The 15,197-nt window shown below is 45.4% G+C and carries 10 protein-coding genes; 3 read left to right on the forward strand and 7 right to left on the reverse strand.

All coding sequences use genetic code 11. The features are described from left to right. Window positions 1-63: 63 nt before the first annotated feature. From B3R91_RS12355 to B3R91_RS12370, 4 genes are all read right to left on the reverse strand, one after another. Window positions 64-1,851 (reverse strand): tetratricopeptide repeat protein, encoded by a 1,788-nt coding sequence (locus tag B3R91_RS12355; RefSeq protein WP_286797891.1) that lies wholly within the window; start codon window positions 1,849-1,851, stop codon window positions 64-66. A 3-nt stretch (window positions 1,852-1,854) separates the two neighbouring features. Next, window positions 1,855-3,930: an NAD-dependent DNA ligase LigA gene (gene ligA, locus B3R91_RS12360; RefSeq protein ID WP_286797893.1), complete on the reverse strand. Its 2,076-nt coding sequence runs from the start codon at window positions 3,928-3,930 to the stop codon at window positions 1,855-1,857. Between the two features lie 264 nt (window positions 3,931-4,194). Beyond that, window positions 4,195-5,208: a cell division protein ZipA C-terminal FtsZ-binding domain-containing protein gene (locus B3R91_RS12365; protein ID WP_286797894.1), complete on the reverse strand. Its 1,014-nt coding sequence runs from the start codon at window positions 5,206-5,208 to the stop codon at window positions 4,195-4,197. 225 nt (window positions 5,209-5,433) lie between these two features. Next, a complete protein-coding gene (locus B3R91_RS12370; RefSeq protein WP_286797895.1) occupies window positions 5,434-9,357 on the reverse strand; it encodes an AAA family ATPase in 3,924 nt (1,307 codons plus the stop codon). Between the two features lie 139 nt (window positions 9,358-9,496). On the opposite strand from B3R91_RS12370, the gene B3R91_RS12375 reads away from it, so the two are divergent. After that, on the forward strand, window positions 9,497-9,811 hold the full coding sequence (locus B3R91_RS12375; protein WP_286797896.1) for a DUF4298 domain-containing protein: 315 nt from the start codon (window positions 9,497-9,499) through the stop codon (window positions 9,809-9,811). Window positions 9,812-9,814: 3 nt separating this feature from the next. Here B3R91_RS12375 and B3R91_RS12380 read toward each other — a convergent pair whose 3' ends face one another. Continuing rightward, window positions 9,815-10,618 carry a sulfite exporter TauE/SafE family protein gene (locus tag B3R91_RS12380; RefSeq protein WP_286797972.1) on the reverse strand — a complete coding sequence of 268 codons (804 nt, stop codon included), beginning with the start codon at window positions 10,616-10,618 and terminating at the stop codon, window positions 9,815-9,817. A gap of 199 nt (window positions 10,619-10,817) precedes the next feature. On the opposite strand from B3R91_RS12380, the gene B3R91_RS12385 reads away from it, so the two are divergent. Continuing rightward, window positions 10,818-11,852, forward strand: a complete 1,035-nt coding sequence (locus B3R91_RS12385) for a biotin--[acetyl-CoA-carboxylase] ligase (protein ID WP_286797898.1) — start codon at window positions 10,818-10,820, stop codon at window positions 11,850-11,852. Window positions 11,853-11,911: 59 nt separating this feature from the next. Beyond that, window positions 11,912-12,640: a pantothenate kinase gene (locus B3R91_RS12390; RefSeq protein WP_286797899.1), complete on the forward strand. Its 729-nt coding sequence runs from the start codon at window positions 11,912-11,914 to the stop codon at window positions 12,638-12,640. A 201-nt stretch (window positions 12,641-12,841) separates the two neighbouring features. Here the strand turns inward: B3R91_RS12390 and B3R91_RS12395 are convergent, their stop codons facing one another. Together B3R91_RS12395 and B3R91_RS12400 are read right to left on the reverse strand one after the other, a co-directional pair. Next, complete coding sequence (locus B3R91_RS12395) at window positions 12,842-14,029, reverse strand: isovaleryl-CoA dehydrogenase (protein ID WP_193031096.1); 1,188 nt, start codon at window positions 14,027-14,029, stop codon at window positions 12,842-12,844. A 232-nt stretch (window positions 14,030-14,261) separates the two neighbouring features. Next, a complete protein-coding gene (locus B3R91_RS12400; protein ID WP_286797901.1) occupies window positions 14,262-15,182 on the reverse strand; it encodes a hydroxymethylglutaryl-CoA lyase in 921 nt (306 codons plus the stop codon). Window positions 15,183-15,197 lie beyond the last annotated feature (15 nt).

The raw sequence follows: 15,197 nt of genomic DNA on the forward strand, positions 1-15,197 counted from the left end.
TATTTGTGTCTTCATAACCTCAAATATATCATCTTGCTTTGGCTGTCACCCTCCTTTATTTCCTCAGCATACTTTTTGATACACCACCATAATTTTTATATATTCTTGATAAATACCCCACTCATATTCGGCTTGAGACTTCTGCTTACCGTTCTTTGTTACTATCTTATCACCGAACTCTCTAAAGAACGTTAAACGATTTCGTTGCGCCAAGTGAAAATAATCTGATGACGGGTCTAGATAAACACATCGCATCACTGAACGTCTAACTATCTCTTGATTTTCGTTCTTAGGTTTTTGAATTTGTGTATCGTAGAATTCTTCATTATTTAGGTTGGAACTAGTCTTAACGAATTTTTGTGTATTCTCAAATGATAAATAGGAAATCCCTCCTATAGAGCTATCAGATTGGAAAAATTCTTTTTTGAAAACCAAGCTTACTCCAGAAGCTTCTTTATTATCTTGTTTACCATATAGTCTAAATTGATTTAGACTATCATGGTTGAAAGTAAAGCAGCTGATGAAAGCATGATAGTCTTCATTAAAATCTAATGGAGTAAATTTATTATCTTTTACACCTTTTAACTTCCTAATAAGTAACTGACCCTCGCTTGGATCATTAACATTATTGATCGTATTTAACCTAAAAAGGCTGGGAGAACTGTTCTTCTTATCATTACTTAATAGCAGGTTAGAAATATATGTCGACGTATAATGGGCAAGCTTTCTCTCGAAAGGTTTTTCTTCATCAGCATACTGTTTGAAATCTAGTGTCAAAATACTGGCTATTTTTAATACTAGATTTAATAAGCTCAAAGCACTTAAACCAAAACTTTCTGTCTCAGTATTTTTTAACAAATCACAGATTTTGCTATAACAGTATGCTTCATAAGAATAAGCTGAATCAGCGTTAATGAACGCCTTTTGTGCTTCTTCATATTTTTTTGATACATGGTCATTAATGAAGTGTTGTCCAATTTCATATTGAGCACGTGCATATACTAAGATATCATCTGAATGGATAATTTGTTCCCATGCAGTAATAGCTCTTCCCATATTGTTACGTTCAGCATAATAACTACCGATACAAAATTGTGCCATAGCATAGGCTTCTGCATTGTATTTGCGCTCAACTCGCTTCCATGCAGCTAGAACACTTAGAGAGTTTCCAATATCTTCTAATATCCATCCAATACTCAACTCTGCTTGTGCATATATTTTTGGGTCATCAGAAAAGCTAATGTTACATAGTGTTCTTAACGCATTTTCCAAGTCTTTTTCTTTTTTTAATATCAGCCCTAGAATATACTGAGCTTTTGCATAGACTCTTGGGTTATCTGAGTCACTAATATTTCGTAAAATCGATAAGCCTTTTTCAGTATTTGTATTCTTATATAAATAAAGACCTATATTAAATTGTGCTTGAGCATAAATTTCAGCATTATCTGTATGTTTAATACTACCCCATGCCAATAATGAATTTAATTTATCACCTTTTTCCTGTAAAGCATTTCCAATATTAAGTTGCGCATTTGCATATACATTTGAATCATCATTACAATTAATATTCCTCCATCTAGCTAATGCTAGATCAATCTGATCACTATTTGCTAAAGCCATACCCATATTGAGCTGGGTATATGCATAAACTTTTGCATTATCTATATATTTAATATTTTCCCATACAGATAACGCACTCGAAATATCATTACTTTGCGCTAAGATAATTCCAATATTAAACTGTGCTTTTGCAAAAGCTTCATTACCATCTTTCTCACGAGTAACCTTCTGCAACCCTTCAATTTCCCTAAGAGTCGCTTCGTCCAAGCCTTCTAATTCACCAATATTCATACTCTACCCCCCAACCAACGCCAAAAACTCTTCTTCACCCACCACTTTCACACCCAATTTTTCCGCTTTGGTTAGCTTAGAGCCAGCTTTATCCCCTGCCAATAGCGCGGTGGTTTTTGCCGAGATACTACCTGACACTTTTGCACCCAGCGCTTGTAGCTTAGCTTTGGCTTCATCGCGTGCCATGCTATCAAGCGCGCCCGTAATGACCCATGTTTGCCCATCGAGCGGCAATCCCTCTGACAGCACTTGCTCAACCTTATCCCAATGCACGCCAGCTTCGCGCAGTGCGGTGATGACTTCGATATTGTGCGGCGCACGGAAAAACTCATGAATAAGCTCGGCGGTAATCGCCCCAACATCAGGCGTTTGTAAGAGCTTATCAATATCTGCTGCCATCAGGGCATCAAGGTCGCCAAATTGCTGCGCCAAATTCTGTGCTGTTGTCTCACCGACGCCGCGAATACCGAGCGCATAAATAAAACGTGCCAGCGTCGTCTGTTTACTGGCTTCGATAGCATTAACGATGTTTTGCACCGACTTTTCGCCTAATTTTTCAAAATTAATCAGCTCGTCCGTATGTTTATGTAACTGATAGATATCGGCGACGGTCTTGACCAAACCGTGCTCAAAAAAGCTAATCAACCAACTTGCGCCTAAGCCATCGATATCCATCGCTCGGCGTGAGACAAAATGAATGAGGGCTTCTTGCTGCTGCGCGGGACAAAACAATCCGCCCGTACAACGTGCCAACGCTTCACCTTCGGGCAATACCACAGGCGAGTCGCAGACAGGACAGGTCGCTGGCAATTTAACCGGTTCTGAATCTGCTGGACGCTGATCTGTCCAAACGCGGGTGACTTTGGGGATGACATCGCCTGCACGGTGCACGCTGACCATATCGCCTGCGCGCACATCCAAGCGCTGAATTTCACCAAAGTTATGCAAGGTAACATTGCTGACGGTGACGCCGCCGACTTTAACAGGTTCAAGCTTACCAACAGGGGTGATTTGTCCGGTGCGTCCGACTTGCCATTCGATATCATTTAGACGCGTCATCACCGTTTCGGCAGGGAATTTATACGCCGTTGCCCAGCGCGGCTCACGCGATAAAAAGCCAAGCTGCTGCTGCAATGCTAAGTTATTAACCTTGATAACCATGCCATCAATCTCAAACGGCAGCTGACTACGGGTTGCAATCATCGACTCATAATAGGCTTGTGCTTCGCGTGGGTTTTTTACCACTCTCACCGCGCTGACGCTAAAACCTATGTCACCAAGCCAAGCCAAGGCGGCTGATTGGGTGTCGATGCTCTCAGGTAGACCTTGATTGACTGAATAACAATAAAAAGCCAGCGGACGACTGGCAGCGATAGCGGGATCTAGCTGACGTAAACTACCAGCGGCGGCATTACGTGGATTGGCAAAGGTTTTATCGCCCTTTTCTTCTGCGAGTCGGTTCAAGCGCTCAAAACCTGCTTTTGGCATCAGTACTTCGCCGCGTACTTCTAACAAGGGAATCTCGCTTGCAGCAGTAAGCCAAAGCGGCAGATTGCGAATGGTTTTGGCATTTTGGGTAATATCCTCGCCCGTTTGCCCATCACCGCGCGTCACCGCTTGCACAAACTTTCCATACTCGTATTTGAGTGACACCGCCAAGCCATCAAGCTTTAGCTCCATCTCATATTCAGGGTTTTTCTGCGCGTCATTGAGGCGATCATTGACGCGGCGCATAAAGCCATGCATCTCGTCATAATCAAAAACATTGCCAAGCGATAGCATGGGTACGTCGTGTCTGACTTGGGTAAAGGCGGACAGCGGCGTGTCGCCAACTTGATTGATTGGACTGTCCGGCTGTATTAAATCAGGATACGCTTCTTCAAGCTCCAATAAAGAGCGCCGCAGCTGATCGTATTCGCTGTCTTCTAAAATCGGATTATCAAGCACATAATAGGCATAATTATGCGTTTTTAAAGTATCAATAAGCGTGCGCATTTGAGCAACGATGGCAGCAGCATTGTCTGCAGTTTGGGTATCAGCAGTATTTTTAGAAGCAGTGGGCACAATAGGATCAGTCATAGTCGGCGTCTTTTTTTTGCAATTCAAGATGCCGATATGATAACAAGTTTGCAGGTTAGTCGGATATGATTTTGTTGAAAACTCATCCTGTAGAGAGCCGCTTCTGTAGAGAACTAGGTTTATAGAAAACCAAATTTATAGGAAACCGGGCGAATGCAATGCTTTGCAATCAAAGCTTAAAAATTAAAAAAGGCAAATAACGTTAAGCGCTATTTGCCTTTCATACTGCTACTAATATTATCGGCTTATGTTAATCAGCTAAAACTAACCTTCATAATCGCGAACTTGATTACGCAATTGCTGTTTGTATTCTGGGGTAATGGGGTCATTCTCTTCATCGAGCATCACAGCGTCCAAATCGCTTGCCATCATATAGGCAATACTCATCATACTGTCAAAGCTACGTAGCGCTTGCGGATGCGGCAGCGATAAAAAGAGCACCACGCCATTGTAAGTATTGGTCGCCACGCTATGCGGGTCAAAAGGCGCGATACCACTATCGGTAATGCCCATCATACTAAACCACAGCATGCCGGTGCCGTCTTTTTGCTCATAGCGATGGAACATATTCATCGCCCCATAACGCAAACCATATTTATCCACTAACGCCAGCAAATCACGCCCACGAATTACTGCTGCTGGGCGGTCGCGATACTGATGCGGCAAGATGGTGATATTAATATTGTCTTTGGCATTAATTAACGGACCATTTTGCGCTTCATCAACTGGCTCTGAGAGATGCTGATCGAGTATCGGGCTATTATTATCAAAGCTTGGCTCGTCAGCGGTATCAATGACTGGCATCAAGCTGTCAGTCGCTGACATGAGGCTGGAAAACGCGTCCGGCTCTTGCTCGATATGCATCTGCTCAGCCGCTTCGGTGAACTCGCTGTTGTCCGCTCGCTGCTGCTCCTCTTGCCAGCGCGCATAGTCGGCGTCATCTACCACGCCATTATCCTCATTACTATCATGGCGATCAGCGGTTAGCTGGGCATTGACATTGCTATGAGATTGGGTCAATGGCGCATCTTCAACCACGGCATTGAGATAACTACGATCAGGGGCGATACTGGTTTCGCCTGCCATCGTATCGTCCAAGTCTGGCTGCTCGACGATATTGCGCTCATGACGCGGAATAATGGGAATACCGTTTTTATCATAATTGACCGCGGCAGCCTCAGCAGTTTTGCGCCGTTTAAAGCTGCGAATGACCATAAATAGCCCTGCAAGCACGATAAATGCGGCAATGGCGATCAAGATAAACTGGATAGCGGTCATGAGAAATACATCCTAATATATGACAAAAGGGAGAGTACAAGTGCGAAGAAATGGCAATAGTCTAGCATGGCTAATGCATATCGTCACCATATAGTCAGCGTTTATCATTGGCTCTGAAGCCTTCGCTGACTAATTTTCCGACTACTCGCCTGACTTTAAATGCTAGCCCTAACTATACCACTGACAAGCGCTTGCCGTTATTAATTATTTTGCTACTGGGCGCTCTTAATCAGAAAGGTAATTTGCTGCTTCGTCGAGTGACACACTGACTAAAGTAGAAATCCCCGCGCTTGGCATGGTGACGCCTTTTAATTCATCAGCAATCTGCATCGTCAGCTTATTATGACTGATAAAAATAAACTGCAAGTCATCTGCCAACTCATTTATCAAGCTGGTAAAGCGAGCGACGTTGGCATCGTCAAGTGGTGCATCGACTTCATCGAGCACACAAAACGGTGCCGGATGCTGCTTGAATATGGCAAAAATTAAGCTCAGCGCGGTCAAGGTTTTCTCGCCGCCGGACAGTACCGCAAGACGACTATTGCGTTTGCCCTTTGGCTGTGCCATTAAGGTCAACCCTGCCCGCCACTGTTCTGACTTTGGCGCATTGGCAGGCATCTCGTCCGTATTAAGCGTTAAGCTTGCTTGCCCGCCACCAAAGACTTTAGCAAATAAATTGGCAAGTTCATTATTGACCGCATCGAGTGTCTGCATAAATAGCGTCTTGGTGGTTTCATCAATTGAGGCAATCGCTTCCGTCAAGGTCTGCATACTGGCAGCAATATCTGCTGTTTGCTGCGCGAGTGGCTCTAAGCGCTCATTAACTTCTGCAAGCTCTGCTACTGCGGCGAGATTGACCGCGCCAATTTTACTTAATTGCTGCTCAAGCTTCGCACGCTCAGATTCTAATTCTGCGATTTTATCTGGGCGGACGCGGCGATCATGAGCGATAAAATCCGCCAATAAATTTGAGACGCTCATCACTTGTTGCTGATGCTGCTGAACTGTGTCCGATTGCGCTTGATATTTATGGCTGACCTTGTAATAAGCCTCTAGCGCTTCTTGGGTATGGCTGCTGGCATCATCCAAACGCGCGGCGCTGAGTGCCAATTCTGTCGCGAGATTGGCAAGCTCAGATTGCTGCGTTTGTAAAGTATTTTGTAGCGTATCTAGTTCGGTCTGCTGCTGACTGTATTCCTCTTTAAGCGCTGTTAATGCTGTCTCGCGTGTGGTTAATACTGCCTGCTGCTCATCGCGCGCTTTCTGTGCGCTCTGCAATACTGATTGCAAGGTTGGCATTTTATTTTGCTGCTGCTCATAACGAGTTTTTAGACTGTGCTCGTTTTGCAGCGACTTTTCATGCTGCGTAGTTGCCCGAGCAAGACTACTAACGCTATGCTCTAAGCGCATCTCGCTCTGCTGAATACGCAGCTGCATTGCTTGCCAAGCGTCATCATCCGCCTGCCGCGTGCGATTTAGCTCACTGCGCTCGGCCTGCAATTGCTGACTTAATAAACGCGCATCTGCTATTTGCGGCGTCAGCGCTGCTATCTCGCTTTGGATATGCTGCTGTTCTTGATTCAGCGTTTGTTGCTCTTGCTCTAATTCTTGCTGTTCCTGCTCAAGGGCAACTTTATCAGCATTTAGGCGCTGACTGTCCGCTTGTAGTCGTTCCGCATTGGCGCGCTTGGTGGTCAGCTTTTGCTGGTGTTGGTGTTTATCGCGGATTAATTGCTCAGCTTGCGCGCGCGTTTCTTCTAAGCTGACCGTTAGGGCATCATAGTTGCGTTGATTATTAGCAATCGCCTTTTGCTGCTCTTGTATTTTAGTCTCGAACTCATCAAGTAAATCTTCTAACGCTTGTAAACGGCTACGTTGCTGCAAACTCTGGCTTAAGAATTGGCTATTGCTAACATCGTGACCATTTTGCGCGCCAGCAAATTTGCTCAAATTAATCGTACCCTGACGACTGATAATCCAGCCATCAGTCGTGAGTAGAATAGCGGATGCTGACAATGCTTTTAAAGTAATAGCCAAATCTTCTAATATTTGCTGAGTATTAATTCCAGATTGTGCGATATATAGATAACAGTGCTGCCACAACGCTAAATTTGGTGCAGTAATCAGCGCTGATAATGACAATACTTTATCCGTTAAGTGATTTGGCAAAGCACTGATAAATGATTTTGCGCCTTTATCATTTGTCTGAGCAGGTAGCCATAAACTATGACCATTTTCTAGCTGCGATTTATTCTTTGAATTGTCGTTCTCGTTTTGCGTGGTTTGATAAGTAAATACAGCTGTTAACTCCTGCTCGAGCGCTTGCCATAAACTATCAGCTTTTTGAGAATTGCCATTAATATTTTTATCGCTTGACTGCTTAGAAATCAGCACATGGCTATCCAGCCATAACGCCAACACACTATCGAGTAGCTCGGCATGCTGCTGCCCTTTGGCGCTTAACTCAATCTGCTCACGCAAGGTGGTAATCGATAATTCGTTTTCTAAATCATTGTTTAAATCGGCGGTTTTGGCATGATGAATAGGCAGCTGGTTTTTTGATAAAGGCTTCGGATGTAATATCTGATGCAAGGTGTCGTATTCACCTGCCAATACCGCATGACGTTTTTCATCCTCACTCAAATCACGCCGTTGAGTGTTTAAGCGTTGCTGTAATTCATGCGCTTGCGGTTGTAGCTCAGATAGGCGCTCATCGATACTGTCTTGTTGGCGCTCAATCTGTTGCAGCTGCTTATTGAGCTCAGTCACTTGCGCATTTAACATCTGCTGTAAATTGCTCGAATTACCTTTCTCACTTACATCAACAATATCAATAGGTGCTAACGACTGTTGTAGCTGCTGCCAGAGATTTTGCCAGTTCTGCTGGCGGCGTTGCCATTTATCATGGTTTTGCTGCTGGCGTTTTTGCGCTTGACTATTAATCGCTTGCTGCTGCTCAAGCGCTCGATTATTATCTTGCAGGCGTGATAGCTGATTTTGCGCGTCATGATAGGCGCGCTGCAACGGTTGTTCATTGCGTTTATGCGTGTCACGTTTCTTTGTTAGATCGCTAAGCTGTGGGCGCAACTCTTCTAGTACATTTTGCTGCTCAGCTTGCTCAGTTTTTAAGCGTTCAATCTCGCTTACCGCTTGCTGACGCTGCTGCTCTAAACTGGTAAGCTGCTGTGCAATTACATTTAATTGTGATTTTGCGTCACTAAGCTCATGCTCTGCTTGTTGATAGCTTAGCTGCTGCTGATAGTGGTTGCTTTGCGCATCGTCTTTTAGCCACTGCTCTTGATTGATATGAGCCGCAAGCTTATCTTGCTTCGCTTTTAGAGTCTCATAACTGGCTTGTAAAACGGCAACTTTATTAGCACTGCGCTCATGGGCGATTTTTTGCTGCTGCTGATGATGCTTTGCTTGATAAAGCTGTTGAATAGCAAGCTGCTGCTTGATATCAGCAAGCGTTAATGCCAGCTCTTCGTAACGCTCAGCACTGGCGGCTTGTTTAGATAAGCGTTTTTGTTGGCTGACCAGCTCGCTTTGCATATCGTGCAGGCGTGCTAAATTATCCTGCGTCTTCTCAAGTTTCTTTTGCGTCTCTTCACGGCGCGCTTGATAGCGCGAAACGCCAGCGGCCTCTTCGATAAATTCGCGTAGCTGCAGCGGGCTAGACTCGACAATACGCCCAATCATACCTTGCTCGATGACCGCATAACTGCGCGCGCCAAGCCCTGTGCCCAAGAACACATCGACTACATCACGGCGGCGACAGCGCGTACCATTGATAAAGTAGTCCGAGCGTCCCTCTAAATTTACCTGACGGCGGACGGACAACTCATGATAGAGATTAAATTCATGGCGAATCCCCGTCTGCTCATCTTGCGTATGCTCAAAGGTCAGCTCAACACTGGCAACACTTTTGGCCGCTTTATCTTGCGTGCCGGCAAAGATGACATCACTCATCGCCCCGCCGCGTAATTGCTTGGCAGAGGTTTCACCCAACACCCAGCGAATGGCATCAATGACGTTGGATTTGCCGCAGCCGTTTGGCCCGACGATGGCGGTGATACCATGACGGAAGGTAAAAGTGGTTGGATTGGCAAAGGATTTAAAGCCTGCCAGCTTGAGAGATTTTAGGCGCATGAAATATCGATAAACTTAGCAAAAACAGGCGGCTATTCTACCGCAAATTGTGACGAGTTTTTAGAGTTTATGAGGGATGCTATAATAGTGCTGAGAATCTACATAATTCATCTAAAAAATAAAAATTAAGGCGATGACAATGACTGAAGATAATTTTGATAAATATAATCCGCAAGAATTACAGCAAAAATATGAAGAATGGTGTGAGCTGCATCGTCAGCAGCTTGAGGCGCAGCAGCAGTTTTTGCGCGCTGAAGCCTTGCAAAACGAGTTGAAAAAGTACTATCTCAACCCGCAATGGATGACAGACCGTGAAGCGGATCTGCCGATTGAGCACTCGGGTCAAGCGCACTCAATCTTTAGTGAAGATGCGCTATGGAGTATGCTCAGCGACCATGATGAGCTAGCCAGAAAGTGGATGCGTTTGGGGCTTGATGCGATTGATAGGAGATAAAGTCTAAATCACCCCAATCCCACTTAACAATAATTGCCCGCCAGCAAATAATAACAATACGCCGAAAGCACGCTTAAGCGTCAGCGCGGGCAATACATGGGCAAGCTTGGCGCCGACCTTTGCCATCGCAAAGCTAGCGACAGATATGCATAAAAAGCCCGTGATATGCACAAATCCTATCGTACCTATGGGCAGATTGACCACGTCTTGACCGAACCAGGCAAAGCCTATCGCACCAGCGACGGCAATGGGCAAACCGCAAGCAGCAGACGTACCGACCGATTGTTTCATCGGCAATCCTGCCCAGTTTAAAAACGGTACGGTCAAACTACCACCGCCAATGCCAAAAATAGACGACGCTAAACCAATGCCTGTCCCTGCCCCAAATTGAATGCCAGCTGGCGGTAATGGCTTACCCAATTGTTCTTTATTGGACAAAAACAGCATCTTTAAAGCGACCAATAGCGCCCCGACACCGATGATAGCTTGCAATACTTTTCCATCAATCATATCGGCGATACCGGCGCCGACCAAACTGCCGATGACCAAACCCAATGCCATTTTGCGCCACACTTCCCAGCGTACGCCGCCGCGCTTATTATGGGCAGTTAAAGAGCTGATAGAGGTCACCACAATTGTCGCCAGTGAGGTGCCAATCGCCAAATGGGTGACCACTTCGGGTGAAAAATGATAAGCGGTAAAAATCCAAACCAATGCGGGTACGATAATCATGCCACCACCGACGCCAAATAAACCCGCACTGACACCCGCAAACGCCCCCGCTATCACAAACCACACATATAACATCATCGAATCGGCCTTTTATCCTGCGTCTTTTTTATTAACATCATCTAATTGTATAGTCACTCGAACATTACCTGCTCAATCGCATTTGCTAAATCATAATCCGACCTTTATGCTGTTTGCTTTGTATTGTTAATGAGCAACAATCGCTCAGTATATCAAAGTTTATCCACGCCAATTTACTCCATCGACGAAACTTATTATGCCGCCATTTAATCCATCATCTGACGCTTTGTCTGCCCAACCTTTTGAGTCATTGGAGTCATTAGAGCTTGAGCATTTACCTAAGCTTAACCATCGCCACCTTGCGAGTAGCGGCTCGACCAATAGTGAGCTGATAGCAGCGTTGCAAAACGGCAGCCTGAATGCAGCCGAGATGCATCTACTAACAGCGGAAACCCAAAGCGCTGGTCGCGGACAACATGGGCGCTCTTGGCAGTCGCCACGCGGCAATGTTTACCTGTCGTTATATCATCCCGCGCACATGCCGATTAGCGGTTTATTATCGCTGATTATCGGCGTTGAACTGGCAAAAATGCCTGTAATTCAAGTGCTAAATGAGCAATTGCGCGCGCAAGGATTGGCAACAATCGGGGTAAAATGGGCTAATGATTTGGGCTTTTATTCAAAACAATATTCGCAGCAGCATTCATTTCAAAATCAATCTGAACCTAAATCGAATGACGCCGCTTTAAAGCCGCTTGAATCTACCAAACAAACCCTACCCTTTCATAAGCTTGCTGGCATTTTAATAGAACCCGTAACGAAGTCAGGAAAATTGGTCGGCGTGGTGATGGGCGTGGGTCTAAACGTGCAAGCTACGCCTAAGCTCACTGCGCAAACTTGCGAGGGTATGAGTTATCAAGCGATTAGCTTACGAGATATTGGTGCCATGCTTGAGCCAAAAGCGCCGCCTATTTCACTTCCAGACCTAAAAACGCTTTATCAGCAAATGAGTGAGGCTTTAATGGCAGCGATGACCCGCTTTGAGTATTTAGGATTGGAGAAGCCAACCGGCCAGCGTTATTATTTGGACAGTTTTTTGGCGCAGTTTGACGCGATGGATGCATTGGCAGGGCTGCGTTTGCGCGTCACCCAAGATTACAATGGTCATGTCGAGACGCTGACCGGTTATGCATGCGGTCTTGATACACATGGATGTTTGCAATTACGTGAATATAACGGTAAGATTTCTGCGCTTTTTACCGGTCGCATTGATGTGATCGGTGACGCTTAAACTTTTCAGCCTCACCCTTAAAAAACCATACTGAACGAGCACTATATAAAGGGATTTTTATGCTCTGGTTAGATCTTGGCAATACCCGTCTTAAATACTGGCTTACCGATGATATCGGGCAGATAGTCGCGCACGATGCCAAGCAGCATTTGCAAGCGCCTGCCGAACTGCTCATGGGTCTAACCGATCGTTTTGCGCGTTATGCGCCGGATTTTATTGGTATCTCGTCGGTATTGGGCGATGACTTAAATGTAAAAGTATCTGAAACCTTGAGCCGCCTAAATATTCCGTTTGAATTTGTCCACGTCGATGCTGAGCATGCCTTGATGCAAAGCGCCTATGATGACGAACAGCTCGGCTGCGATCGCTGGCTACAGATGCTGGGTGCGGTGGATAAGAAAAAACGCCAGTGCGTGATTGGCTGCGGCACGGCGGTGACGATTGATTTGATTGATCACGCTGAGCATTTAGGCGGTTATATTTTCCCCAGCATTTATCTGCAACGTGAGTCGTTATTTTCTGGTACCAAGCAAATTACGATTTCTAATGGCACTTTTGATAGCGTGAGCCCCGGCATCAACACAAAAAACGCCGTCCATCGCGGCATTATGTTGTCCATCGTTGGCGCGATTAATGAAATCAGTAACCGTTATCCAAACTTTGAGCTCATCATGACCGGCGGTGATGCGCATATCATTGCGCAACATATCAATCGTTCGGTGCGTATGCGCGATGATTTATTATTAAATGGTCTGGCCCGTTATTTTGACCATAGCAAACAGACATAGTGTTTTGAGCGTTTGTATAAATAAAAAAAGCAGGCCGTTTTAAGCGACCTGCTTTTTTATTTTTAGTTTATTCGATTTAAAAGCGATGCTAGATGCTTATGGGATGATTTTTTTGCATCGTCTGTCACGCCTGCGAACAGCAAGCAAGAAAAAATTAGCCCATGAGCAAGAGTTTAGTATATAAAGAACATTCTATAATTTCTACTTAGTCTCGTTAAATAGCTCACGGCCGATTAGCATCCGACGAATCTCACTGGTACCTGCGCCGATTTCATACAACTTGGCATCACGCCAGTAGCGACCAAGTGGATATTCATTGGTATAGCCGTTACCGCCAAAGATTTGAATGCCCTCACCTGCCATCCACGTGGCTTTTTCGGCACACCATAAAATTACGCTGGCGCAATCTTTACGTACTTCGCGGCTATGACCGGCGCCGCGTTGATCGAGCATATCGAGATTTTTACCGACCGTATATAAGAAGCTGCGTCCCGCTTGCAGGATGGTATACATATCGGCGACTTTACCTTGGATAAGCTGAAATTCACCAATTGCTTGCCCAAACTGTTTGCGATCGTGAATATAAGGAACGACGTTATCCATCACTGCCTGCATGATTCCGATAGGACCTGCGGCGAGTACCGCGCGCTCATAATCAAGCCCGCTCATCAGTACTTTGACGCCCTCACCAACGCCGCCCAAGATATTTTCTTTGGGCACTTCAACATTATCAAAAGTCATCTCACCGGTGTGACTACCGCGCATGCCAAGCTTATCGAGCTTTTGCGCTGTACCAAAGCCCTTCATACCTTTTTCAACGATAAAGGCGGTCATACCTTTAGCGCCAAGCTCTGGATTGGTTTTGGCATAAACCACCATTACGTCAGCATCTGGGCCATTGGTAATCCACATTTTGCTACCGTTTAACACATAATGACCGTCTTTTTCTTCGGCTTTAAGCTTCATGCTAACCACGTCTGAGCCAGCGCCTGGCTCACTCATCGCCAGTGCGCCAATGAATTCACCACTAATCAGCTTGGGCAGATATTTTTGCTTTTGTTCCTCTGAACCATTACGTTTGATTTGGTTGATACACAGGTTTGAATGCGCGCCATAGCTGAGCGCCACAGAAGCAGAGGCTCGGCTAATCTCTTCCATCGCCACCATATGCGCGACATAACCCATATCAGAGCCGCCGTACTCTTCTGGAACGGTAATGCCATGCAGACCGAGCTCGCCCATTTTTTGCCATAAATCCATTGGGAACTCATCGCTGCTGTCGATTTCGCTTGCACGCGGGGCAATTTCTTTCGCTGCAAACTGTTGTACCACATCACGTAAGGCGTCGATATCTTCGCCAAGCTGAAAATTTAATCCAGGTAAACTCATAGTCATTCCTTGTATTTTGATGTTTAATTTCTTAAAAATTTAGATCTATTTAAAAAGAGACCATATAGCTGGTACAAATTTTTATCGCTTGCTGTGCGACTGCGTCACTCCAGAGGCTTCAAAAAATTTATACCAGCTATCTATTCATTTATTTCTGTTCATTTATTTCTATTCATTTATTTCTATTCATTTATTTCTATTCATTTAGCTTATGACTGGCTTTATTTTTTAGTTAAGACTGACGTTTATTAATCAATGCTCGCGCCACGCTTGAACCATTGCGGCGACCCAAGAATTCACTGATACGCTCGCCAGCCATCACCAATTTATCCAAATCAATACCCGTGTGGATGCCCATACCGTGCAGCATATAGACGACATCTTCGGTCGCGACATTGCCCGTTGCGCCTTTGGCATACGGACAGCCGCCAAGCCCCGCCACTGAGGTATCAAATTCGCTAACGCCCATCTGTAAGGCAGCTAAGGTATTACTAACGGCTTGACCATAAGTATCATGAAAATGTCCTGATAGCATGCTGATATCAGCGTATTCTAAAGCGGCTTGCAGGGCGCGCTGTACTTTTAATGGCGTACCAACCCCAATCGTATCGGCAATACCAATCTGCTCAGCGCCAATCTCAACCAAACGCTTGGTCACATAAGCCACTTGGCTAGGAGCAATCTCGCCTTCATAAGGGCAACCGACTGTGCAAGAGATGACGCCGCGCACTTTGATACCCTGCGCTTTTGCCGCAGCGGCAACGGGCGCAAAACGCTCAATGCTTTCATCAATACTACAATTGATGTTTTTTTGGCTAAAGGTTTCACTGGCTGAGCCAAAGATAACGATTTCATCGGGGCGATGCACAATAGCATTTTCAAAACCGCGCATATTTGGCACCAGTACCGAGTAGCACACCTCCGTCTGACGTGTAGGCGCTAGCGCGTCAAGTAGCGCGCTATTGTCGCCCATTTGTGGCACCCATTTAGGCGAAACAAAACTGGTCGCCTCGAGCTTTTTGACGCCTGCTGCGATTAAATCGTTGATCAGCGTCTGCTTAACCGAAGTCGGCACCGTCATCGCTTCGTTTTGCAGGCCATCACGTGGACTAACATCAACGATTCTGACGTGGTCTGGGTACGAATGGCTCATGGTTATTATCCTTTC

The organism is Psychrobacter sp. UBA6291, assembly GCF_002439405.1.
In the GTDB taxonomy this organism is placed as follows: domain Bacteria; phylum Pseudomonadota; class Gammaproteobacteria; order Pseudomonadales; family Moraxellaceae; genus Psychrobacter; species Psychrobacter faecalis.